This window comes from Sodalis sp. RH15, assembly GCF_047324255.1.
Lineage (GTDB): Bacteria > Pseudomonadota > Gammaproteobacteria > Enterobacterales > Enterobacteriaceae > Acerihabitans > Acerihabitans ligni.
The window spans coordinates 3,571,355-3,593,101 of record NZ_CP178738.1 but is presented as its reverse complement, the minus strand read 5'-3'; the positions used below and the strand labels follow the sequence as shown (position 1 = coordinate 3,593,101).

The window sequence follows — 21,747 nt, the reverse complement described above, 5'->3', positions numbered from 1 at the left end:
TGACGTTGCTGTTGATTTATCGGCCTTGCCGAATCGTATCCCCACCCCGTTTCTCTCTATTTCCCCGGCATCGGGCGAATGCGTGCTGTTCCTCTCCCGGCGCGCCGGTTTGCCGTTTCTGCTCCCGGCGCTTCCCGTAACCCGGCTATCGTTGCGGAGTTCACCATGGACTTGCTGATGGATCCCACTCTCTGGGTCGGTTTGCTGACCCTTATTCTGCTGGAAATCGTGCTCGGCATCGATAATCTGGTGTTCATCGCCATATTGGCTGAAAAATTGCCGCCGAAAAGGCGTGACAAAGCGCGGTTGATTGGCCTGGGACTGGCGCTGCTGATGCGTTTGGCATTGCTGTCGCTTATCTCGTGGATGGTAACCTTGACCCGTCCGTTGATTTCGGTGGCAATGTTTGAATTTTCCGGCCGGGATCTGATTTTGTTGACAGGCGGCCTTTTTTTGCTGTTCAAGGCCACGGTGGAACTGCACGAGCGGCTGGAAAATCAGGAACACGGCGGCGCCAACCGGAATTATGCCGGGTTTTGGTCGGTAGTGGCGCAGATTGTGATTCTGGACGCGGTATTCTCCCTGGATGCGGTTATTACCGCGGTGGGGATGGTCAACAACCTGCCGGTAATGATGACCGCCGTGGTTGTTGCCATGGGCATTATGCTGCTGGCTTCCAAAGCCCTGACCCGGTTTGTGAACGCCCATCCCACTGTTGTGGTGCTGTGCTTAAGTTTTCTGTTGATGATAGGGTTAAGCCTGATTGCGGAAGGGTTCGGCTTTCATATTCCGAAAGGATATCTGTATGCCGCCATTGGTTTCTCGGTGCTTATCGAGATGTTCAATCAGATTGCCCGGCATAATTTTATGAAAAATCAGTCTCGGTTGCCGATACGGGAACGTACCGCCGAGGCGATTTTCAGACTGATGGGTGGCGACCGGACCCGGCGCGAGAACTCAGAGGAAACGGCAGATAGTCCTAAACCCTTTGTGGACGAGGAGCGCTATATGATAACCGGCGTTCTGTCGCTCTCTTCCCGCTCCTTGCGCAGCGTGATGACGCCCCGTAATGAAATATCCTGGGTGGATTGCCGGCGCTCGGTGGAGGAATTACGGGCCACATTGCTGTCCACCCCCCATAGCATGTTCCCGGTATGCGACGGGGAACTTAACCAGCTTCTGGGAGTAGTCCGCGCCAAGGATCTGTTGGTGGCGCTGGATAACGGCGAGGATATCAGCGCCTACGCCGCGCAAAACCCGGCTATCGTGGTGCCGGAAACCCTGGATGTGCTCAATCTGCTGGGAGTGCTCCGCCGGGCTAAAGGCAGCCTGGTGGTGGTGACCAATGAGTTCGGCGTGATTCAGGGGCTGGTGACGCCGCTGGATGTGCTGGAAGCCATTGCCGGCGAGTTTCCCGACGAAGATGAAACGCCGGATATCGTGGCGCAGGAAAATGGCTGGCTGGTAAAAGGCGGCACCGATTTGCATGCCCTGCAGCAGGCTCTCGGCGATGACTTGGTTACGCATCATAATATGGCGTCACTGGCGGGCATGCTGCTGCACGAGCGGGATCAGATGCCCACCGTTGGGGAAGTAATCATTATAGGACCATGGCGCTTTACCATCATACAGATGCTGGAATACCGCATTGAACTGGTGAAGATTGAACGTATCGCGCCATTGCCCGGTTCGGAGGAAGAATAGACCCAGACCCATTGGGTCTTCTTCTCGACGCAATCAGTCGCACTGGACCTTGATTGCCAAACCGCCGCGGGAGGTTTCCCGGTATTTGGCGTTCATATCCTTGCCGGTTTCATACATGGTTTCAATGACTTTATCCAGCGATACACGGGGAGCGCTGGTACGCCGCAAGGCCATGCGCGACGCATTGATGGCCTTCACCGAGGCGATGGCGTTGCGTTCGATGCATGGCACCTGAACCTGCCCGGCCACGGGATCGCAGGTCAACCCCAGGTTATGCTCCATGCCGATTTCCGCCGCCACGCATACCTGCTCCGGGCTGCCGCCCATCAATTCGGTCAGGCCGGCCGCCGCCATGGAGCAGGCCACGCCCACTTCTCCCTGGCAGCCGACTTCGGCGCCGGAAATCGAGGCGTTCAGCTTATAGAGAATACCGATCGCGCCGCAAGCCATAAAATAGCGCTGGTGTATTTCCGGCGTCACCGGCTCGATAAAATGATCGTAATAGGCCAGAACCGCCGGCACAATGCCGCAGGCACCGTTGGTGGGGGCGGTAACGACCCGGCCGCCGGCGGCATTCTCTTCGTTCACCGCTAGGGCGAACATATTCACCCAGTCAATTACCACCATGGGGTCGTTGGAATGTTTATCCGACGACACCAGCATGCGTCGTAAGGCCGCGGCCCGGCGCGGTACCCGCAGCGGACCGGGCAACACCCCTTCGGTATTCAGTCCGCGGTCGATACAGGCGCGCATGGTTTGCCAGACAGCGGCAAAATAATCACCGATTTCCTCGCGGCTGTGCAGCGCCAACTCGTTTTGCATGACCAGACCGGATAAAGAGAGGCCGGTGCTTTTGCACTGTTCCAGCAGCAGTTGGGCGCTATCGAACGGGTGGGGCACGCTGATGATATCAAGCACCGGCTGGCCGAAGTGGGCCTCGTCAACGATAAATCCCCCGCCAACCGAGTAGTAGGTCTGGCTGTAAATACATTCCTCGCCGGCATAAGCGAGAATCCGCAGGGCGTTTTCATGGAGCGGCATACAGTCGTTGTGAAAAATCATGCCGCCCCGGCGCGGGAAATCCACTTCATGAGTGCCGCCCAACAGCAAGCGCTGACGCTGCTCAACATCGCGAATGAACGCCGGCGCCGCGTCGATATCCACCGTATCCGGCCGGTTGCCCGCCAGGCCGAGAATGATGGCGCTGTCCGTATGGTGGCCTTTACCCGTCAGCGAAAGCGAGCCATAGACCTCAACAGCCACACGGGTGACACTCTCCAGAAGCTGTTTCGCAGCCAGATCGTCAGCGAATTGTTTACCGGCCTTCATTGGCCCCACAGTATGGGAACTGGACGGCCCGATGCCGATTTTGAACATGTCGAAAACGCTTATCATGCTGCTCTCCTCACAACGCCTGCCTTCACAGCGTCGCTCTTCACGGCCTCCGCCATCGCTATGTCCGCGAACCCATGACCTGCGATATACACGTCTGGCGGCAATGCCTTAATTGTAATGACTCAAGCCGAAACAGGCTCGTACTTTCACATGATAAAATCTAATGGACTAGATATCATTTATCTCGGTCTACCAGCGCTGAAGCTGCGTTTCCAGCCACTCCTTTAGGGAATTGAGACCGAACGTGGCTAATGTGAACGCGCCCTAATGTCAGCGTCTTTCTTACAATGTTCACATTCATCCGTTTGACTTTCCTGGATTTGGTCCCGGCATCTTAGCGACAACTCCAAGAGAAAAAAACATGAACAAGTAATATAAATAACCAAATAATAAAATAGAAATGGGTTTATATTCTGTATTAAATGGATTTCGCAGAGGATTTTAACGTGAAAAAAAAATTTGGGAAGCGGTTTTTCAGTGGGGCGTGACGGGGATCGCGGCGCCGTTTCAGGGCTGTATATGCTGCCCCAGGCGGTAAAGGATTTGTGCGGTCATTCCCCACACCATATGGCTGCGGTACCAGGAAAAATAGACCTGTAACTGCCGGGTGCGCCGCAAAATCTGCAGCGGAGTATAGCTGGCCAGCGATAACGCCTGGTTCAACGGCATTTCAAACATCTCTTCTACTTCGTCCAGGCTGGCGTTAAAGCAGGTATCCGCGGGGAGCAACCCCACTACCGGCGTGACCTGGAAACCGCTGCTGCTGTCCACCGGCGGCAGTTGCCCCAATATATGCACCGACCGGGGGGGAATGGAAACTTCTTCCCAGGCTTCCCGCAGTGCGGTGGCAATCAGGTTTTCATCCTCCCAGTCAGCGGAACCCCCCGGGAAAGCCACCTGGCCGGCATGTTTACGCAGCGCCGCCGACCGCCGCGTCAGCAGCATGGTGGGGGTCGGCCGGCAGATAATCGGCACCAGCACCGCCGCCTGGCGGACATTGCGCGCAGGTTCGCTGTAGCGGGGCAACTGCAGTTGAAAACGGGTAATGAAATCGGCCAATGTCAAAACCTGTCCAGTGTCATTCAACGGCATTCAACGTCTCCAGTCGCGGTAAGATAGTGGCCAATTTCGATAATGTTTCCTGATATTCCGCCTCTTCGTCGCTGTCGGCCACAATGCCGCCGCCGGCCCAGCAAAAAATGTGTTGCTCCTCGGTGAGCAGCGTGCGAATGGCGATATTGCTGTCAAGGGAACCGCAAAAGCTCACGTAACCGATGCTGCCGCACCATGCGTTGCGCCGTTGCGGCTCCAGAGCGTCGATGATATTCATTGCGCTCACCTTGGGCGCGCCGGTAATGGATCCGCCGGGGAAACAGGCGCGCAGCAGGGAACAGGGATGGCAACCGGCGGGCAGTTCGGCGGTGATGGTGCTGACCATATGGTGTACCGCCGGGAAAGCTTCAATCTTAAACAGTTCCGGCACCCGTACGCTACCAGGTACCGCAATGCGGCCGATATCGTTGCGCAGTAAATCCACAATCATCAAATTTTCCGCCCGGTCTTTCGGCGATGCCGCCAGGATTTCACCCTGAAGACGATCCGACTCAGGGTCCGCCAGACGGGGCAGGGTGCCTTTTATCGGCCGGGTCTGGATCTTCCGGTGGCGCAGCTGCAAAAAGCGTTCCGGCGACAGGCTAAGCACCCCATGGCCGGACAGGCGCATAAATGCGGAGAACGGCGCGCGGTTAAATGACAGCAAATGGCAAAACGCCTGCCATTCGTCCCCGCTGTAAGCGGCGCTAAAACGTTGCGCCAGGCATACCTGGTAACAATCGCCGGCAAGCAAATGCTGCTGAACCCGGCGGAATTTTTCGCCATACTGTTCGCGGGTCATATTGGCCCGCCAGGCCGTCGTCAGCCTGAACGGTGCCGCTGGTCCGCTCACGGAGGACATAAGCTCAGCCAGCCGCCGGGGGGCATCGCTGTAGCAAACCAACGTCAGGCGGCGAAGATGATGATCCGCTATCAACGCCCAGTCATAAATGCCCACCGCCATATCCGGCAGCCGGATATCCTGCTGCGCCCGCTGGGGCAGCGACTCGAGCCTGCGCGCCAGATCATAGCCGAACAGGCCCAGGGCGCCCCCGAGGAACGGCAGATTGTCCAGGGGGGCGGTATGGATACCGGCGGCGTCCAGCTCCTGTCGCACCAAAGCGAAAGGATCGGCGGCGCTGCTGTAGGTCCTCCCGGCGCGGGATATTTCCGTGCTGTCTCCGCGGGTGACCAGAGTGGCGACAGGATCCGCCGACATGATATCGAAACGGCTGTCAGGATGGTCGGCGTGACCGGAATGAAGCAGGGTCGACCACGGCCGTGAGGAGTAAGGGGCGAAAAGCGTCACCAAAGCATCGGGGTGGTAGGGTAAATCAATCAATTGCGGTGTAGTCATAGGCTCCAACCAATTTGCCGGCTGAGCGCGCCGGACGAAGCGAAGGGAATGATAGCGGTTCACGGGCCTAACATAAAGCGCATTGTTCGGCGCAGGCGCATTGATTGGCGCGTCGGTTGCCAACGTGAGACAATAACGTCCGGATCCCTCTCTGGAGAAACACCATGCTCACCGATATGCCCGCGTTAACCCATGAACAGCAGCAGCAGGCGGTTGAACGCATCCAGGAATTAATGGCTGAAGGTATGAGCAGCGGCGAAGCCATCCGGCAGGTGTCCACCGAAATTCGCGCCAATCATACCGGTGAACGGGTATCGATACGCTGGGATGACGAGGAAGATGACGAACCGGCCGACGACGAGGCTGGCAACGCGGCCCAGCCCGACAACAGCTGGGACGTGGACGAGAAGGAAGAGTTCTGAGTCCGGGTACCGGCGCCATCTGCCCGGCACGGTTTGCTTTAACGCCGATTCTTGCTTGTCAATCGTGGTTCAAATAGCCGCGATGACCTTGATTTCAACCTTATAAAGCGGGTTCATCAGCCTGGCCTCGACGGTACAGCGCACCGGTGCGCAGCCCGGCACGACCCAGGCGTTCCATGCCGCATCCATCGCGGCAAAATCATCGCCATCGGCCAAAAAAATCGTCACGTCCAGCAGGCGGGTCTTATTGGAACCCGCCTGTTTAAGCATTCTGTCGATAACCGCCAGCGCGTCGGCGGTCTGTTCGCCCGCATCGCCGGCCAGATTTTCCGGTACGCAGGTATAATACAGCGTCTGGTTATGGATGACCGCTTCCGACATCCTGGGGCCGGGGTCTATTCGTTGTATATTCACAGCTGCTCGCCTTTTGGCAGTAAAGAGTCGGCAGAGCATAGCATAGTGCTACGCCCTTGGAAGCTGCCTATCAAACGGATGTAATCAGAATATAGGATCTAGGCTTTATCATAAATTAAATATTACCTGTGCTATTTTAATAATTTTTATACATGATCCCTTGTGGAACCGTAATGATAAGAGACTTGCATATTTGAAAATCATGTTTGAAGGATTTAAAATTTTTTGTCCTTTTTGTCTGCGCTATTGAATTTGCATCGATAACTCGTTTGTTAAAGGCGTATTCATCCTTCCAATCATCTGTCGTTTTTCATCAGTGATAAATGCTATGATCGGCTTTACATGGTCCGGCTGGCGATAAGGGATATATGGCGCTGAAACAGCCTGCTTAAATTGTCTCGAGCTCCCGCAAAGGGCGGCGGCTCCCGCCGTAGTGCTTATTTGACCACAGCCATAATTGAATGTAGATAGTGGTTTCAAGCCCCCTTACTTGGCATAATCCGTCAGCAACCGAACCACAGAGAGTCAGTGTGACAGATGATTTTGCGCCGGAAGGCGCGTTGGCCGCGGCCATCACCGGTTTTAAACCCCGTGAGTCGCAGCGCCTGATGGCCGAAGCGATTGAAGAAGCCATTGAAAACCACCAGCCGTTGGTAGTGGAAGCCGGCACCGGCACCGGTAAAACCTACGCTTATCTGGTGCCGGCGCTGCGTGCTAAACGCAAAGTGATTATTTCCACCGGGTCGAAGGCATTGCAGGATCAGCTGTATGCCCGCGATCTGCCGAAGGTCGCCGCGGCGCTGAAATACCTGGGCGTTACCGCTTTGCTGAAAGGGCGGTCTAATTATCTCTGTCTGGAACGTATGGAGCAGCAAACCCTGGCGGGAGGCAACGTGGCGCCGGAGACTCTGGGGGAGCTGGCGGAAGTCCGCGGTTGGGCGTCCCGAACCACCGACGGCGATATCGCTACCTGCAGCGGTATTCCGGAGGACAGTCCAGTGTGGCCTTTGGTCACCAGCACCAATGATAACTGCCTGGGAAGCGACTGCCCGCTCTACAAAGAGTGTTTTGTGGTGAAAGCGCGTCGTAACGCCATGGATGCCGATGTCATCGTGGTGAACCATCATTTGTTCCTGGCGGACATGGTGGTGAAAGAAGGGGGCTTTGGTGAACTGATCCCCCAGGGCGACGTCATGATATTCGATGAAGCGCATCAATTGCCGGATATCGCCAGCCAGTATTTCGGTCAGCAGCTCACCAGCCGGCAACTGACGGATTTGGCGCGGGATATGACCCTAGCCTACCGCACCGACCTGCGGGATATGGCTCAGTTGCAAAAGAGCGCCGATCAATTGACGTTTCGCACCCAGGATTTCCGGCTGGCTTTGGGCGAGCCGGGCTTTCGCGGCAATCTGCGCGATGTGCTGGCGCAACCCTCCCTGCAGCGCGCTCTGCTGCTGCTGGATGATGCCTTGGAATTATGCCACGACGTGGCCAAATTGGCTCTTGGGCGGTCGGCTTTGCTGGATGCCGCTTTCGAGCGCGCCGCGCTGTATCGTACCCGTCTCAAGCGCTTGAAAAACATTCAGGAGCCGGGCTTCAGCTATTGGTACGAATGCAACGCCCGGCATTTTATCCTCGCCCTGACGCCGCTATCGGTCTCGGATCGCTTTCGCGAGGTGATGGGCGAGAAGGCGGGAACCTGGATTTTCACCTCCGCCACCCTATCGGTAAACGACCGATTAGATCACTTTACCCGGCGTATAGGACTGGAAGATGCCAGGACCCTCCTGCTGGCAAGTCCTTTTGACTATGCCTCCCAGTCGTTGCTGTGCGTTCCGCGTTTTTTACCCGAACCCAATCAGCGCGGCGCGGCGGTGCAATTGGCGCGCATGCTGATACCGGTTATCGTGGCCAACCGCGGGCGATGTTTTTTCCTCTGTACTTCCCATCAGATGATGCGGGACCTGGCGGCGGAGTTCCGCGCAGCGCTGACGTTGCCGGTGCTGCTGCAGGGCGAAACCGGCAAGCGCCAGCTGTTGGAGCAGTTCGTGACCGCCGGTAATGCCTTGCTGGTGGCCACCAACAGCTTTTGGGAAGGAGTGGACGTGCGCGGAGAGGCGCTATCCTGCGTTATTATCGATAAACTGCCTTTTACGTCCCCCGATGATCCCTTATTGAAGGCCCGGGTGGAGGATTGCCAGCTGCGCGGCGGCGATCCTTTTATCGAGGTGCAGGTGCCGGAAGCGGTGATAGCCCTTAAACAGGGCGTGGGCCGGTTGATTCGTGACAGTGATGACAGGGGGGTGCTGATTATCTGCGATCAGCGTCTGGTGACCCGGCCCTATGGGGAGATCTTTCTTAAAAGTCTGCCGCCGGCCCCCCGTACCCGTTCACTGCAGCGGGCCATCGATTTTCTGCAAAACCGCTAGCGGCCTGTGCGTTTTCACGATAGGTCCCGCGGGATTATGCTATTATGCAGACCCGTTTTAGGTTATATACCCGCGAAATATGATGGGTATAACGTTTTTTTTCCCGCCTGAGGTTTGGCATGTCTACGCGAATTTTAGCCCTTGATACCGCAACCGAAGCCTGTTCCGCCGCTCTTTGGCTGGACGGCGAAATCACCGCGCGTTTTGAAATTTGTCCACGGGAACATACCCGCCGCATTTTGCCCATGGTGGACAGTTTGCTGGCGGAGGCCGGTATCGCGCTGCCGCAGCTTGACGCGGTGGCATACGGCCGCGGGCCGGGCAGTTTTACCGGCGTGCGGATCGGGATAGGGATCGCTCAGGGTCTGGCGCTGGGGGCCGATTTGCCGATGCTGGGCATCTCTACCCTGGCGGCGCTGGCGCAGGGCGCCTGGCGGCAAACCGGTATCGAAAATGTATTCGCCGCCATTGACGCGCGCATGGGGGAAGTCTACTGGGCGGCGTATCGGCGCGATAGCGACGGCCGCTGGCAGGGCGAAGAAAGCGAGGTCGTGATCAAACCCGAGCGGCTGGCTGTGTCAGTGGCAGGGCTTCGCGGGCTGTGGGCCAGCGCCGGTACCGGTTGGGAAACCTATCCCGCGTTAGTGGAGTCCGCGCAATTGCAAATCCTGAACGGCAATATAAGCTTACCTCATGCCGCCGATATGCTGCCTCTGGCGGCGCAAAGCCTGCGGCACGGCGAGGCGTTGCCGGTTGAACTCACGCAACCCACGTATCTACGTAACGAAGTGGCGTGGAAAAAACTGCCGGGCCGGGATTAGGCGGCAACTTATGTCCCAGCCGCATGTCATAAAGGTTAAGCATTGCAAAAGGGTTGTCGTATGTCTGTTGCACCGGTAGTGAAATATTTGTTGCGCCTGGCGGTATTGTTATCGGCGTCGTCGGTCCTCGTTCTGACGGGCTGTGTGACCGTGCCGGAATCCATCCGGGGCAACTCGGCCAATCCGCAGCAGGATCTGGTGCGGGTCATGAACGCCCCGGCATTGTATGTCGGCCAGGAGTCGCGTTTTGGCGGCAAGGTTGTCAAAGTAGACAACCTGAGCGGACGCACCCGCCTGGAAATCGCCACCGTGCCGCTGGATGACGGCGCACGACCCATGATTCATCAGCCTTCCATCGGCCGCATCGTCGCGTATATTCCGGGCTTTCTCGAACCGACGGATTTCAACCGCCAGTGGGTAACGGTAGTGGGGCCGATTACCGGTACCGAGAAAGGAACCATCGATCAGGCCGCGTATGATTATGTGGTGATACAGGCCGCGGGCTACAAACGCTGGCAGCTGGCGCAGCAGGTCGTTGCGCCCATGGGACCGCCGCTGACGCCCTGGGGCTGGGGCGGTCCATACGATCGCGGCTGGGGCTACGGTGGTATGGGCTGGGGAGGATATTACGGCGGCGATGCCCGGGTCGAAACCATACTCACCGAATAAACCCCTAAGGGCAGGAGGTTGAAAGTGACAGGGCGCTCAATATAGGCATCCCGTTAACATAATTGCTACCGCTGGGTTATCATTAGGATTATGGCATAAAGTACGATGAGCCTGCGATGAACACCACCGGCAATCCCTCCGGGCGAGCCCTGGACCGAGTTTGGCTAACCCGTTATCCGGCGGATGTCCCGGCTGAAATTGATCCGGGATTTTACGAGACGCTGCCGGCGCTTTTTGAGCATTCAGCAGCGCGTTTCGCGCACTTGCCGGCCTATATACACCTTGGCGAGCAGCTGACTTTTTCCGACCTGGAGCGGCAAAGCCGGGCTTTCGCCGCCTATCTGCAGCAGGGATTAGGTTTGCAGCCGGGGGATCGGGTGGCGCTGATGATGCCCAACCTGCTGCAATATCCCATTGCGCTGCTGGGCATACTGCGGGCAGGGATGGTGGCGGTAAACGTTAATCCCCTCTATACCCCGCCAGAGCTGCGCCATCAGTTAACCGACAGCGGCGCCGTCGCCATTGTGATTTTGGCCAATTTTGCCCATACCTTCGAACAGGTGTTGATGGATACGCCGATCAGGCACGTGCTCTTGACCCGGGTCGGCGATTTATTGCCGCCGCTTAAGGGCGCACTGGTAAATATTGCCGTGAAATACTTGAAAGGCGGGGTGCCCGCGTACCGGTTGCCCAATGCCATCCCCCTGCGACGGGCATTGCGCCGTGGAGCGGACATGCCGTTTGTCCCGCCGGCCATTACCGGCGGCGATCTGGCTTTTTTGCAATATACCGGCGGCACCACCGGCCTATCGAAAGGCGCCATGCTCACCCATCGCAATATCCTGGCCAACCTGGCGCAGACCCAGGCGGCCTATGGACCGATATTGCGCGCCGGCAGCGAGCTTATGGTGACCATGCTGCCGCTCTACCATATTTTCGCTCTGATGATCAATTGCCTGCTGTTCATGGCGGTGGGCGGCTGTAATCTCTTGATTACCAATCCCCGGGATTTGCCCGCCGCGATAAAGCAAATGAGGCGCTATCGTTTCACGGCCATCACCGGAGTCAATACCCTGTTTAATGCCCTGCTGCATAATCAGGACTTTCGCCGGCTGGATTTTTCCGCCCTGCACCTATCGGTGGGGGGCGGCATGGCGCTGCAAAAGACGGTGGCCGAGAATTGGCAGGCCCTGACCGGCGACGCCATCATCGAGGGATATGGCCTGACGGAGTGTTCGCCGCTGGTGGCGGGCAACCCCTATGATTTGCGGCAATTTAGCGGCAGCAGCGGCCTGCCGGTGCCGTCCACCGATATTCGTCTGGTGGATGAGGCGGGAAATGATGTTGCGGCCGGGCAATGGGGCGAGTTATTGATCAAGGGACCCCAGGTGATGGCGGGTTACTGGCGCCAGCCGCAGGCCACAGCCGAGGTGCTTAAAGACGGCTGGCTTTCTACCGGGGATATCGTTACAGTGGATGAACAGGGTTTTATCCGTATCGTGGACCGTAAAAAAGACATGATTCTGGTGTCAGGTTTTAATGTTTTTCCCAATGAAATCGAAGACGTGGTGAGCCGCCATCCCAAGGTCAAGGAAGCGGCGGTCATAGGTGTTCCCAACGATGACACGGGCGAGGCGGTAAAACTCTATGTTGTGAAAAAAGATCCTACCCTCACCGGTAAGGATGTTCTGGACCACTGCCGACTGTTCCTCACCGGCTATAAGGTGCCGAAACGGGTGGAATTTCGCACTGAACTACCTAAATCCGCCGTCGGTAAAATACTGCGCAAACAGTTACGCGACGAACAAGACCGATGAGCGGTAACCGTTCTTGGCGGCGGAAGGCCGCCGGGATAAATTCTATTTAACGTGGGCGGTATCGAATGATACCGTCGGCGTTTTTTTGTTATTAGAACTTAAGTAAGAGAGAGCAGTGTTAAATTACCGATTGATCACCACCGATATCGATTTACAGCAAATCTGCGAACTTGCCCGGCGCCACGAGCGGGTTGCGCTCGATACCGAATTTGTCCGTACCCGAACCTACTATCCGCAGTTAGGCTTGATCCAGCTCTACGACGGCCAGAATTTATCCCTTATCGATCCGCTGGCGATAGGACAATGGCAGCCTTTTGTCGATTTACTGGCAGATAGGGAAGTGGTTAAGATTCTTCATGCCTGCAGCGAAGATCTTGAAGTGTTCCTGCATGCGTTTTCCCAATTGCCGACGCCGATGGTGGATACCCAGGTTCTGGCCGCCTTTAACGGCCGGCCTCTTTCCTGTGGTTTCGCCGCCCTGGTGGCGGAGTATCAGCAGGTGGTGCTGGATAAAAGCGAGTCCCGTACCGACTGGCTGGCGCGTCCCCTGAGCGAGAAGCAGTGCGAATATGCCGCCGCGGATGTGTATTGGCTGCTGCCGATGGCCGCGCGTCTGATTGAGGAAACCGCCGAGGCAGGCTGGAGCGAAGCGGCCCGGCATGAGTGCGAAGCCCTATGCCGGCGGCGCCAGGAGATTGTCGATCCCGAACTGGCTTATCGCGATATCGGTAATGCCTGGCAATTACGTACCCGCCAGCTGGCGTGCTTGCAAAAACTGGCCTCCTGGCGCTTGCGCAAGGCGCGCGAGCGGGACATGGCGGTGAATTTTGTGGTGCGGGAAGAAAACCTGTGGCAGGTGGCGCGTTATATGCCGGGTTCCCTGGGTGAACTGGATCAGTTGGGTTTAAGCGGGCCGGAAATCCGTTACCATGGCAAAATGCTGCTGAGCCTGGTGCAGCAAACGGCGGCGCTGCAGGAGGAGCAGTGGCCGGCGCCGCTGGTAAACATTATCGACCAGCCGGGCTATCGAGCCCTGTTCAAGAGGATCAAGGAGTTCATTGTGCAGGTCAGTCAGCAATCGGGGCTCAGCGTGGAATTATTGGCGTCCAGGCGGCAAATCAATCAATTGCTCAGTTGGCATTGGCATCTGATTCCCGATCAAAGATCGCCGGAACTGTTGAGCGGCTGGCGTGAACAGCTCTTTGGCGCTGCGCTGCGGGAACTACTCGCGAGAGACGGTGAAACAGACGCGACAAGCTCTGTACTGTAACGTAGCGTAAGGGTAAGCGACAAGCCGGTGCCGGGAATTCAGGACGGGTGGGAGTACCGCAGGATTCAGCGGTTTCGTGCGGCACGATCCCCTGCCCAATGCAGGGGAATCATTGGCTAAGTATCATTTCGGGCTTTCTTCCGCTTCCGGCAGCGTGACGTTAAGCTCGAGAATGGAAATATCCCCTTCCCGTTGTTCAAGCTGCACCGAGACCATTTCCGGGTCGATTTGCACGTATTTACAAATAACCTCAAGGATATCCCGTTTCAACTGCGGCAGATAATGAGGTTCGCTATCGCCCCGTCTGCGTTCCGCAACGATGATTTGCAGCCGTTCCTTGGCTATATTGGCTGTCGTTTTTTTGCGGGAGAGAAAAAAATCGAGTAATGCCATGGTTTATCCCCCAAACAGGCGTTTTAAGAAACCCTTCTTCTCTTCTTCGATGAAGCGGAAGGGACGTTCTTCTCCTAACAGGCGATCAACCGTGTCTGCATACGCTTTACCCGCATCAGACTCCGCATCGAGGATGACCGGTTCACCCTGATTGGACGCGCGCAGGACCGACTGATCCTCGGGAATCACACCCAGCAGGGGAATTCTGAGAATTTCAATGACGTCTTCCATACTGAGCATATCGCCGCGACTTACGCGCCCCGGGTTATAACGGGTTAGCAGCAAATGTTCTTTTATCGGATCCTGTCCGTTTTCGGCGCGGCGGGATTTAGACGACAATATCCCCAAAATGCGATCCGAGTCACGCACGGAAGAGACTTCCGGATTGGTGGTAATAATAGCCTCATCGGCGAAATAGAGCGCCATCAGCGCGCCGGTTTCGATACCCGCCGGCGAATCGCAGACCACAAAATCAAAATCCATCTCGTTTAGGCCGTTCAGCACCGTTTCCACGCCTTCGCGGGTCAGGGCATCTTTATCCCGCGTCTGCGAGGCCGGCAGGATGTAAAGGTTGTCGGTGCGCTTATCTTTAATCAATGCCTGGTTCAGCGTGGCGTCACCCTGGATGACGTTGACAAAGTCATACACCACCCGGCGCTCGCATCCCATGATAAGGTCAAGGTTGCGCAAGCCGATATCAAAATCGATCACGACGGTTTTTTTGCCTTTCCGGGCCAGGCCGGTAGCAATAGCCGCGCTCGATGTGGTTTTGCCAACGCCCCCTTTACCCGAAGTAACAACTATAATGCGTGCCATAAATGGATTCCTTGTCAAGGGCTTAATTTAAAGGTTGAATGGTAAGCGTATTGTCTTGCAAGCTGAGCCGAGCGGCTTTTCCGGCAAATTCCGCCGGGATTTGATCGCTCAACCAATATTGACCGGCGATGGAAACGAGTTCGGCAGAAAGATGCGTGCAAAATATCTGGCATAACGCATCCCCCGACGCTCCTGCCAATGCTCTGCCTCTCATCATACCGTAAATATGGATATTGCCGTCGGCGATAAGTTCCGCCCCCGCGCTGACGCTGCTGGTGACGATGAGATCGCAGTTGCGCGCATAAATTTGCTGCCCGGAACGCACCGGTACATCGATGCGTTTGGTCTTCTGCGCCACCACCGGGGCGATAGAAGCGGCGGCCGCGCGTTTTTGCGGTTTGCCCTCGTTCAACAGCGGCAAACCGCTGCGTACGATAGCGCGTTTAAGCTGCTCGTCCCGGCACCCGCTGACGCCGACGACATACAGGCCGGTGGCGGAAAATATCCGCCGAAGCTGTGGCCAATTGACGTCATGAGGTAAGGCCGACACATTGACAACCACCGGTGCTTCTTTCAAAAAATCGGGTGCTTGTTCGATTTTCTTTTGCAAAGCCTGACGAATATCCTCAGGTTGGGCGTCATGAACATGAATTACCGATAAGGTAAAGCTACTGCCTTTCAACTCAATGGGTGTCTGTGACATCTATCCTGACTCAGTCTTAACACATGTATTTACCCGGTAAGCTACCGGTAAGCGATATTCCGAAGCACAGCATGCATGTTATAGTTACTACTATATTCAGGCAAGTCACTAAACCAAGTAAACCGAGCGAAAATATGTTTTGTGTGATCTACCGAAGTAGCAAACAAGAACAAACTTACCTTTATGTGGAAAACAGAGATGACTTTTCCAGGGTTCCGCCGGAGTTAATGGCTCGTTTCGGTAAACCGGTGCTTTCAATGCTATTCCCGTTAAATGGTAGCAAAAAACTGGTCGCTGCGGATATCGATAAAGTAAAACAGGATTTGAAAGAACAGGGTTACTATCTGCAATTGCCGCCGCCTATTGAAAATTTAATGGCAATTCACCTGAATTCCGCTAAAAAATAACTGATCATTAATCCACTGTTTTCCGCCAAGGCGTTAAGCCGTGTGAATATTTTTTCTCGAGGGCGCAATGGCGCCCGCAAAATCCACGACGCATGTCCAATTCGGTAAGGAACCGCTACGTGAAATTATCCACCATTGCTATTTTGGCGGCCGTTATATTTCTGACGCGGTGCAGTCGGCATGAAAATAGTGTGCAGCAAGGCGCGGTACCAAGCGCCGCGGCTTCCCTAGCCCCCTCCGCCGCCGGAGGCAGTAAGGCCCCGCTGTCGCAGCAAGGGCGCGATCCGGCCCTGTTCCCGGCCTATCTGGATCAGTTGAAAACCGAGGCCTTGGCCAAGGGCATCGACGCCGGCATCGCTCAGCAGGCATTTGCCCAAGCGCATTTTGTCGACCGGGTGATAAGCGCCGATCGCAACCAACCGGAACAAAAAGTATCGCTGGACGACTATTTGCAGCGGACATTGCCGGCCTGGAAAATTGCCCGCGCGCAGGAGATGTATCGTCTCTATCAGCCTCAGCTCGCCCCCGTCAGCGCCCGTTATGGCGTACCGGCCCGTTATATCGTGGCTCTGTGGGGTATGGAAAGCGGCTTTGGCAAAATTCAAGGACACGAAGATGTGATCTCAGCCTTGTCGACCCTGGCATTTGAAGGGCGACGCGAGGCCTTTTTCAAAAACGAACTGTTCGCGGCGCTGCGCATTCTCGGACAAAATAATATTACCCTTGACCAACTAAAGGGCTCCTGGGCCGGCGCGATGGGACAAAGCCAGTTTATGCCCAGTTCCTATCTGCGTTATGGCGCCGACGGCGATAATGACGGTAAGATTGATATCTGGAATAACGTCGCGGATGTCTTTGCCTCCACCGCCAATTATCTGGCCACTGAAGGCTGGAACGGCGATCAGGGCTGGGGCAGGGCGGTTCGGCTGCCGGCGGGATTTCCCGCCGATAAAGCCGGCCTGAAGGATCCGCAGGGGCAAACGGTAAGCGACTGGAGCCGCCAGGGCATCTCCTTGCCCGATGGCGGCCCGCTACAGGCTTCCCCACAGCGGGCCTGGGTGATTATCCCGGACGATACCCCTAACCGCGGCTATCTCGTTTACGATAATTTCCGTACCCTAATGCGCTGGAACCGTTCCTATTACTTTGCCATCAGCATCGGTACCCTGGCGGATGCGCTGGCGCAGTGACATCCCATTGTTCCTTTTTTGCGGCCGATGTAGGATGATGTTTACTACTCGTTAACAAAAAAAATTTCAGCCGGCAGGCAGGAGCGACACGACATGTATCAACACAGAGATTGGCAAGGGGCGTTATTGGATTTTCCGGTCAGTAAAGTGGTTTGCGTCGGCAGCAATTATTCCGATCATATAAAGGAAATGGGCAGCGCTACGCCCACCGAACCAGTGCTGTTTATCAAACCTGAAACCGCGCTGTGCGATATCCGTCAGCCAATTGCCATCCCCGGCGATCAGGGTGAAGTCCATCACGAAGTGGAGCTTGCCGTCCTTATCGGCATGCCTCTGAAACAGTCCGATGAGGATCATGTTGCGCGGGCCATCGCCGGTTATGGCGTGGCGCTGGATCTGACGCTGCGGGAGCAGCAGGCCAAGTTCAAAAAAGCCGGCCAGCCGTGGGAAAAAGCCAAGGGCTTTGACGGCGCCTGCCCGATATCCGGTTTTATCCCGGTGGCGGAATTCGGTGATGCCCAACAGGCCGATCTGACGCTGAAAGTGAATAATGAAATCCGGCAACAGGGGAATACCCGGGATATGATCACGAAAATCCTGCCGCTGATTGCCTATATGAGCCGCTATTTCACGCTGCGCCCCGGCGATATTATTTTGACCGGCACTCCACAGGGTGTGGCAAAACTATCGCCCGGCGACAGCTTAACGGTCTCCGTCAACGATCATACCCTGACAACCCGCATAATTTAGCATTCAGGTGTATGCCTCTTGTAATACCGGGGCGGCAAAGTATCATCATTATTGATATAAAGTCGTCCTGTTTTTACCGGAGGTAACGATGGCCACCATTCCTTTTTGGCAAGAAAAATCTCTGGATGAAATGACCGACAAGGAATGGGAGTCTTTGTGTGACGGTTGCGGTCGATGCTGTCTGTATAAATACATTGATAGCGAAACCAAAACGCTCCAATCCACCAATGTCGCCTGCAAACTGCTTAATATCAAAACCTGCCAGTGCAGCCATTATGATAAGCGTTTGGAGCGCATGAAGGGTGGTTGTATTAAGCTGACCAGGGAAAATATCACCACGCTGGATTGGCTGCCGCCCACCTGCGCCTATCGGCTCTTGGCGCAGGGCAAACCCCTGCCGAACTGGCATCCGTTGATTACCGGTTCCAAAGCGGCCATGCACGCTGAGCGCATTTCCGTGCGGCATATTGCGGTACCTGCAAGCTCTTTGAATAAAAAGGTAAAATTTGTTGTGCCTAAGGCGCAGCCGGCAGAATAGCGGGTGCATTAATCTTGGCATCGGCGATCAGCGGATCGGCAAAAAAATTTGCAACCTCTACCAGAAAGCTTTATATAAAGCCACTAGGCCCTCTCACCGGAAGTAATGATGACGACACGCCCCTTTTGGCAGGAAAAAACGCTGGCGGAGATGACCGATCAGGAATGGGAGTCTTTATGCGACGGTTGCGGCCGCTGCTGTCTGCATAAGCTTATTGATGAAGATACCGAAGAGGTGTACTTCACCAATGTCGCCTGCAACCAGCTTAATATCAAAACCTGCCAGTGCCGCCACTATGAGACGCGGTTTGAATATGAACCGGATTGCATCAAGCTGACGCGGGAAAATCTGGTGACCTTCGATTGGTTGCCGCCCACCTGCGCCTATCGATTGCGGGAGGAGGGCAAGCCCCTGCCGCCGTGGCATCCGCTGATTACCGGTTCCAAGGCCGCTATGCACGGCGAGCGTATTTCGGTGCGGTATATCGCGGTGCCGGAAAGGGAGGTGGAGGACTGGGAGGATCATATTTTAAATAAACCGGAATGGGCGAGGTAACCGCCATTATTACTCCGTACCGATACTTATCCGGCAACGTGTAGGTCCCGGCCGAGGCCGGGCGCCTAGAATCATTTATGGGGAAAATGATAATGTTCGGGGATCTTATAATTTTCCGGTATGGCAGGCCATTGCGGTGCGTTGTTCAAAAAATCAGCGTCATCTTTGATATTTTCAAAAAAACCCGAAAGGCCCATGGCATATATTCTGATAAAAATCAAAGCAGCCTGAGTCGCAATTTTATCATCAGCGTCTCTTGTTTTTTTCAATAGGACGACGGCATCTTTAAGACAGGAAATCTGCTCTTCAAGATCGCGATCAAGATCTAAATTGGTATCTATAGATAAATCTTTATCTTCACTTGAATAAAACTCATTCAAAAGTTGAATATAATTATCCTTTAATTCATTTAAAAAAATATATTTTTTCATTCCGATAATGTCCTTCCTTCATTTTGTGCTCTTTTTAATTTTTCAACATTAACGCTGCCATCCAAGTTTAGCACAGTGCGAATTTTATTGTTCTTATCGAATACCTCAATATGGTCTTTATGCTTGCCATCCAAATAAAATTGGTCTCCTTTCTTGATGTTTTCATTGATATTCGTTGTGGCCTTGTAAACCGTCTGTCCCTGATAGATTTTACCTGTTTTTTGCGAATGCGTCTTAGCGTTCTCCCCAAACCCGTTTTGTTTAAAGAACTCACCCATATTGCCGACCGCGCCTTGATTGGGTTGGTGGGTTTTTTTGTTCTTATCCAACACCCCCAGCGCGGGGGATCCTTTGCCTCCCGCCGCCTTTGCTGCATCTCATAGCGGTTTGTGCCTCTGGCGCCGCTCCAGTGTCTGCCGGTATAAGCAGTGTTATGGCCGCCTTGGAAATTGTGCGAAATGGAGGGTGTAGGGGCCGGGCTACGCTGTTCGCCGGTATAATGCCGGATATCCCCTCTCGGATCTTGCGTGGTGGTCCAGCCGTTGCCATGATTTATTGACCCGCCTGTAAAATTATTATTCATAGTCTTTCCTTAGATTAATTAATAAAAATTAAATGGCGTTTGTGTTATTTATTCTTGAGATAATAATTAAGATTAATATCAGGATTATGATCAAAAAAATAAAATACAATAAGTAATTAACCACAGGGAGTCTAAAAAAAGGTTAAACCGAATGAGCGAATAAATTAAAAACTTATCGGCAGTGAGTAAACTTAAAAGTATTATGGATTGAAATGGAATTTTAGAATTGGATTATTTATTGGCTATCTGATCAAAGCGCTATCACAGCATGTTTAAGATCTGGTAGTGGAAAATATCAAGCAATTCTTTAATAACAGATGGTCTTTATGAACAGCTAAACTTGTAAGTTTAACTTGCAAGTTTAGCGGGTTAGTGACAACCTCGACCCTTGTGCTTGCCGCTTTTAGTCGTGGCGGATAGGCGGCCGCGCGATGGGCAGCCAGGCCATACACTTGGCCGCTTGTTGCGTTATCCATTGTCGTATCATCGGAGAATTACTCATGCCCTGGCATCAATATCTTTCCTATTTTTTTGGCGGCATGTTTGTTTCCAATGCCATTCCACACCTTGTCAGCGGCATGATGGGGCGGTCTTTCCAAAGTCCGTTTGCCAGTCCTCCGGGACAAGGGCTGTCTTCATCAACGGTTAATGTATTGTGGGGAGCAGTCAACATCGCGCTGGGTTACCTTCTCATCTATCGGGTTGGCGATTTCGATCTGCGCGTTACGGCGGACGCCGGCATGGCCGGCCTCGGAGCGTTATTGATGGCGATCATCTCCGCGCGGTTGTTCGGGCGGTTTCATGGTGGGGAAGGTTCCGGCAAAACAAATCAATCATCCCGGGATGAATGATTGAAATAACCTCTCAAACCAGCGCCTTTTCAGTGCGAACCAGCGACGGGTACTGGAACAGGACGCGGCCGACGCCGCGATTCAGGGCCCACCAGATTGCAATTGCTCCCGCCGCGCATAAGGCCGTGGCCGCCAATGGGTAAAATGCCAGCCACAGCTGGGAGAACAGCTTATTATCGAAGGCGTGATAGCGCACCAGCGCTCCCAGCGCCGGCACGGCCATCAGTTCGGTGAGCAATTTATGCAGTACATAAATCTGCAGCGTATTTTTACCTATCCAGTTAAGGGCCGTCAACGGTCCGCTGTGCCACAGCCAATGGCGGTTCACCCACTGACAGCATAATATGGCGACGCAGACCGCCAGCGCGCTGGTAAACAGGCTCTTATCCATCGTCAGCATCCAATGGAAAAGCGCCAATCCGGTAAGCGCCGCCAGCAGCGTCAGGCGGGATCGCCTGTCCGCCAGCAAGGCCACGATACGCGAACCCAGAAAACAGCCGGTAAAGAAGAATATGCCGTTTTGCGCCACGCTTGCCGGACCCCACCAGGGAACCAGGCCCAAAACGCAGGCGTAGTTCAGCACTGCTCCCAGCCCAAGCAGTAAGACCCAGTGATTCCGCCACAGTTTGCAGATGACAAAATAGAGCGCCAAGGCATACAGATACCAGGGACTGGACATGGCTGCCGCTACGTACAGTATGAATTGGCCCGCGGAACTTGCATAGGCGGCGTTGTGCGCCATCAGCCGCCAGTCGTCAAAGGCCAGGTCGCGGTTGATTAAACTCACGCACAGCCACTGTACAAGACACCACAGCAGATAGAGATAAAACAGGTTAACCGCTTTTTTGGTCAATACCTCATTCCAGGAGCGTACGAGAACGCCGTCCGCGGCCAGCAGACCGGAAATAAAGAAAAAGGCCGGCATGCGCAGAGGTACCAGATAATGGTTAATCCCTACCCAGACTTTGGTAATGAACTGGTGCTGGTTGATCACCGATAGCGACGGGATATAGCTGGTGGTGATGATATGGTTTAATACCACCAGCAAGATGCAGACGCCTTTCAGAGAATTAATCCATTGGATTTTTTTGGCAGAGGCAGGCATGCAAAACTCCCCGTCGACGGTGATGTTGAGCG

Annotated in this window: 23 protein-coding genes; 13 read left to right on the top strand and 10 right to left on the bottom strand. The window is 54.7% G+C overall.

Annotated elements, in window-relative coordinates; all coding sequences use genetic code 11:
- Positions 1 to 165 precede the first annotated feature (165 nt).
- Positions 166 to 1,704, top strand: coding sequence for a TerC family protein (locus ACL2XO_RS16390; RefSeq protein WP_413743072.1), 1,539 nt, complete (start codon positions 166 to 168; stop codon positions 1,702 to 1,704).
- 33 nt (positions 1,705 to 1,737) lie between these two features.
- Here ACL2XO_RS16390 and ACL2XO_RS16385 read toward each other — a convergent pair whose 3' ends face one another.
- From ACL2XO_RS16385 to pabB, 3 genes are all read right to left on the bottom strand, one after another.
- Positions 1,738 to 3,099, bottom strand: coding sequence for an L-serine ammonia-lyase (locus ACL2XO_RS16385; RefSeq protein ID WP_413741055.1), 1,362 nt, complete (start codon positions 3,097 to 3,099; stop codon positions 1,738 to 1,740).
- A 507-nt stretch (positions 3,100 to 3,606) separates the two neighbouring features.
- Positions 3,607 to 4,191, bottom strand: coding sequence for a CoA pyrophosphatase (locus ACL2XO_RS16380; protein WP_413741054.1), 585 nt, complete (start codon positions 4,189 to 4,191; stop codon positions 3,607 to 3,609).
- A complete protein-coding gene (pabB, locus tag ACL2XO_RS16375) occupies positions 4,178 to 5,548 on the bottom strand; it encodes an aminodeoxychorismate synthase component 1 (protein ID WP_132921334.1) in 1,371 nt (456 codons plus the stop codon). Before pabB ends, ACL2XO_RS16380 begins: the two co-directional genes overlap by 14 nt.
- A gap of 164 nt (positions 5,549 to 5,712) precedes the next feature.
- Here pabB and ACL2XO_RS16370 point away from each other — a divergent pair, with 164 nt between their 5' ends.
- Positions 5,713 to 5,970 carry a YoaH family protein gene (locus tag ACL2XO_RS16370; RefSeq protein ID WP_413741053.1) on the top strand — a complete coding sequence of 86 codons (258 nt, stop codon included), beginning with the start codon at positions 5,713 to 5,715 and terminating at the stop codon, positions 5,968 to 5,970.
- Between the two features lie 69 nt (positions 5,971 to 6,039).
- On the opposite strand, the gene ACL2XO_RS16365 is transcribed toward ACL2XO_RS16370, so the two are convergent.
- Positions 6,040 to 6,384, bottom strand: a complete 345-nt coding sequence (locus tag ACL2XO_RS16365; RefSeq protein ID WP_132921336.1) for a RidA family protein — start codon at positions 6,382 to 6,384, stop codon at positions 6,040 to 6,042.
- Between the two features lie 530 nt (positions 6,385 to 6,914).
- Between ACL2XO_RS16365 and ACL2XO_RS16360 the strand changes: the two genes are divergently transcribed.
- From ACL2XO_RS16360 to rnd, 5 genes are all read left to right on the top strand, one after another.
- Positions 6,915 to 8,816, top strand: a complete 1,902-nt coding sequence (locus tag ACL2XO_RS16360; protein WP_132921337.1) for an ATP-dependent DNA helicase — start codon at positions 6,915 to 6,917, stop codon at positions 8,814 to 8,816.
- 119 nt (positions 8,817 to 8,935) lie between these two features.
- The gene (gene tsaB, locus ACL2XO_RS16355) at positions 8,936 to 9,637 is read left to right on the top strand and encodes a tRNA (adenosine(37)-N6)-threonylcarbamoyltransferase complex dimerization subunit type 1 TsaB (protein ID WP_413724601.1); all 702 of its coding nucleotides are present in this window, start codon (positions 8,936 to 8,938) and stop codon (positions 9,635 to 9,637) included.
- 60 nt (positions 9,638 to 9,697) lie between these two features.
- The gene (locus tag ACL2XO_RS16350) at positions 9,698 to 10,306 is read left to right on the top strand and encodes a Slp family lipoprotein (protein ID WP_413724600.1); all 609 of its coding nucleotides are present in this window, start codon (positions 9,698 to 9,700) and stop codon (positions 10,304 to 10,306) included.
- 149 nt (positions 10,307 to 10,455) lie between these two features.
- Positions 10,456 to 12,123 carry a long-chain-fatty-acid--CoA ligase FadD gene (fadD, locus tag ACL2XO_RS16345; RefSeq protein WP_413726949.1) on the top strand — a complete coding sequence of 556 codons (1,668 nt, stop codon included), beginning with the start codon at positions 10,456 to 10,458 and terminating at the stop codon, positions 12,121 to 12,123.
- 115 nt (positions 12,124 to 12,238) lie between these two features.
- The gene (gene rnd / locus ACL2XO_RS16340; protein ID WP_413724599.1) at positions 12,239 to 13,393 is read left to right on the top strand and encodes a ribonuclease D; all 1,155 of its coding nucleotides are present in this window, start codon (positions 12,239 to 12,241) and stop codon (positions 13,391 to 13,393) included.
- A 123-nt stretch (positions 13,394 to 13,516) separates the two neighbouring features.
- Here the strand turns inward: rnd and minE are convergent, their stop codons facing one another.
- The 3 genes from minE to minC are packed head-to-tail and all read right to left on the bottom strand — an operon-like array spanning position 13,517 to position 15,305.
- The gene (gene minE / locus ACL2XO_RS16335; RefSeq protein WP_132921341.1) at positions 13,517 to 13,786 is read right to left on the bottom strand and encodes a cell division topological specificity factor MinE; all 270 of its coding nucleotides are present in this window, start codon (positions 13,784 to 13,786) and stop codon (positions 13,517 to 13,519) included.
- A 3-nt stretch (positions 13,787 to 13,789) separates the two neighbouring features.
- Complete coding sequence (gene minD / locus ACL2XO_RS16330; protein WP_413741052.1) at positions 13,790 to 14,602, bottom strand: septum site-determining protein MinD; 813 nt, start codon at positions 14,600 to 14,602, stop codon at positions 13,790 to 13,792.
- Positions 14,603 to 14,624: 22 nt separating this feature from the next.
- Positions 14,625 to 15,305: a septum site-determining protein MinC gene (gene minC, locus ACL2XO_RS16325; protein ID WP_413741051.1), complete on the bottom strand. Its 681-nt coding sequence runs from the start codon at positions 15,303 to 15,305 to the stop codon at positions 14,625 to 14,627.
- 134 nt (positions 15,306 to 15,439) lie between these two features.
- Between minC and ACL2XO_RS16320 the strand changes: the two genes are divergently transcribed.
- From ACL2XO_RS16320 to ACL2XO_RS16300, 5 genes are all read left to right on the top strand, one after another.
- Complete coding sequence (locus ACL2XO_RS16320) at positions 15,440 to 15,712, top strand: YcgL domain-containing protein (protein ID WP_132927726.1); 273 nt, start codon at positions 15,440 to 15,442, stop codon at positions 15,710 to 15,712.
- Positions 15,713 to 15,831: 119 nt separating this feature from the next.
- Entirely contained in the window at positions 15,832 to 16,902 is a 1,071-nt protein-coding gene (locus tag ACL2XO_RS16315; protein ID WP_413724598.1) for a lytic transglycosylase domain-containing protein, read from the top strand.
- Positions 16,903 to 16,995: 93 nt separating this feature from the next.
- Complete coding sequence (locus tag ACL2XO_RS16310) at positions 16,996 to 17,652, top strand: fumarylacetoacetate hydrolase family protein (protein WP_132921345.1); 657 nt, start codon at positions 16,996 to 16,998, stop codon at positions 17,650 to 17,652.
- A gap of 88 nt (positions 17,653 to 17,740) precedes the next feature.
- Positions 17,741 to 18,190, top strand: coding sequence for a YcgN family cysteine cluster protein (locus ACL2XO_RS16305; RefSeq protein ID WP_413741050.1), 450 nt, complete (start codon positions 17,741 to 17,743; stop codon positions 18,188 to 18,190).
- A 108-nt stretch (positions 18,191 to 18,298) separates the two neighbouring features.
- Positions 18,299 to 18,745 carry a YcgN family cysteine cluster protein gene (locus ACL2XO_RS16300; RefSeq protein WP_413726948.1) on the top strand — a complete coding sequence of 149 codons (447 nt, stop codon included), beginning with the start codon at positions 18,299 to 18,301 and terminating at the stop codon, positions 18,743 to 18,745.
- A 71-nt stretch (positions 18,746 to 18,816) separates the two neighbouring features.
- On the opposite strand, the gene ACL2XO_RS16295 is transcribed toward ACL2XO_RS16300, so the two are convergent.
- Positions 18,817 to 19,176: a hypothetical protein gene (locus ACL2XO_RS16295; protein WP_413741049.1), complete on the bottom strand. Its 360-nt coding sequence runs from the start codon at positions 19,174 to 19,176 to the stop codon at positions 18,817 to 18,819.
- Complete coding sequence (locus ACL2XO_RS16290; protein WP_413741048.1) at positions 19,173 to 19,508, bottom strand: hypothetical protein; 336 nt, start codon at positions 19,506 to 19,508, stop codon at positions 19,173 to 19,175. The genes ACL2XO_RS16295 and ACL2XO_RS16290 overlap by 4 nt, the downstream gene beginning before the upstream one ends.
- Positions 19,509 to 20,190: 682 nt before the next feature.
- On the opposite strand from ACL2XO_RS16290, the gene ACL2XO_RS16285 reads away from it, so the two are divergent.
- On the top strand, positions 20,191 to 20,610 hold the full coding sequence (locus tag ACL2XO_RS16285; protein WP_413741047.1) for a hypothetical protein: 420 nt from the start codon (positions 20,191 to 20,193) through the stop codon (positions 20,608 to 20,610).
- 13 nt (positions 20,611 to 20,623) lie between these two features.
- Here ACL2XO_RS16285 and ACL2XO_RS16280 read toward each other — a convergent pair whose 3' ends face one another.
- Positions 20,624 to 21,715 carry an acyltransferase family protein gene (locus ACL2XO_RS16280; RefSeq protein WP_413741046.1) on the bottom strand — a complete coding sequence of 364 codons (1,092 nt, stop codon included), beginning with the start codon at positions 21,713 to 21,715 and terminating at the stop codon, positions 20,624 to 20,626.
- Between the last annotated feature and the right edge of the window lie 32 nt (positions 21,716 to 21,747).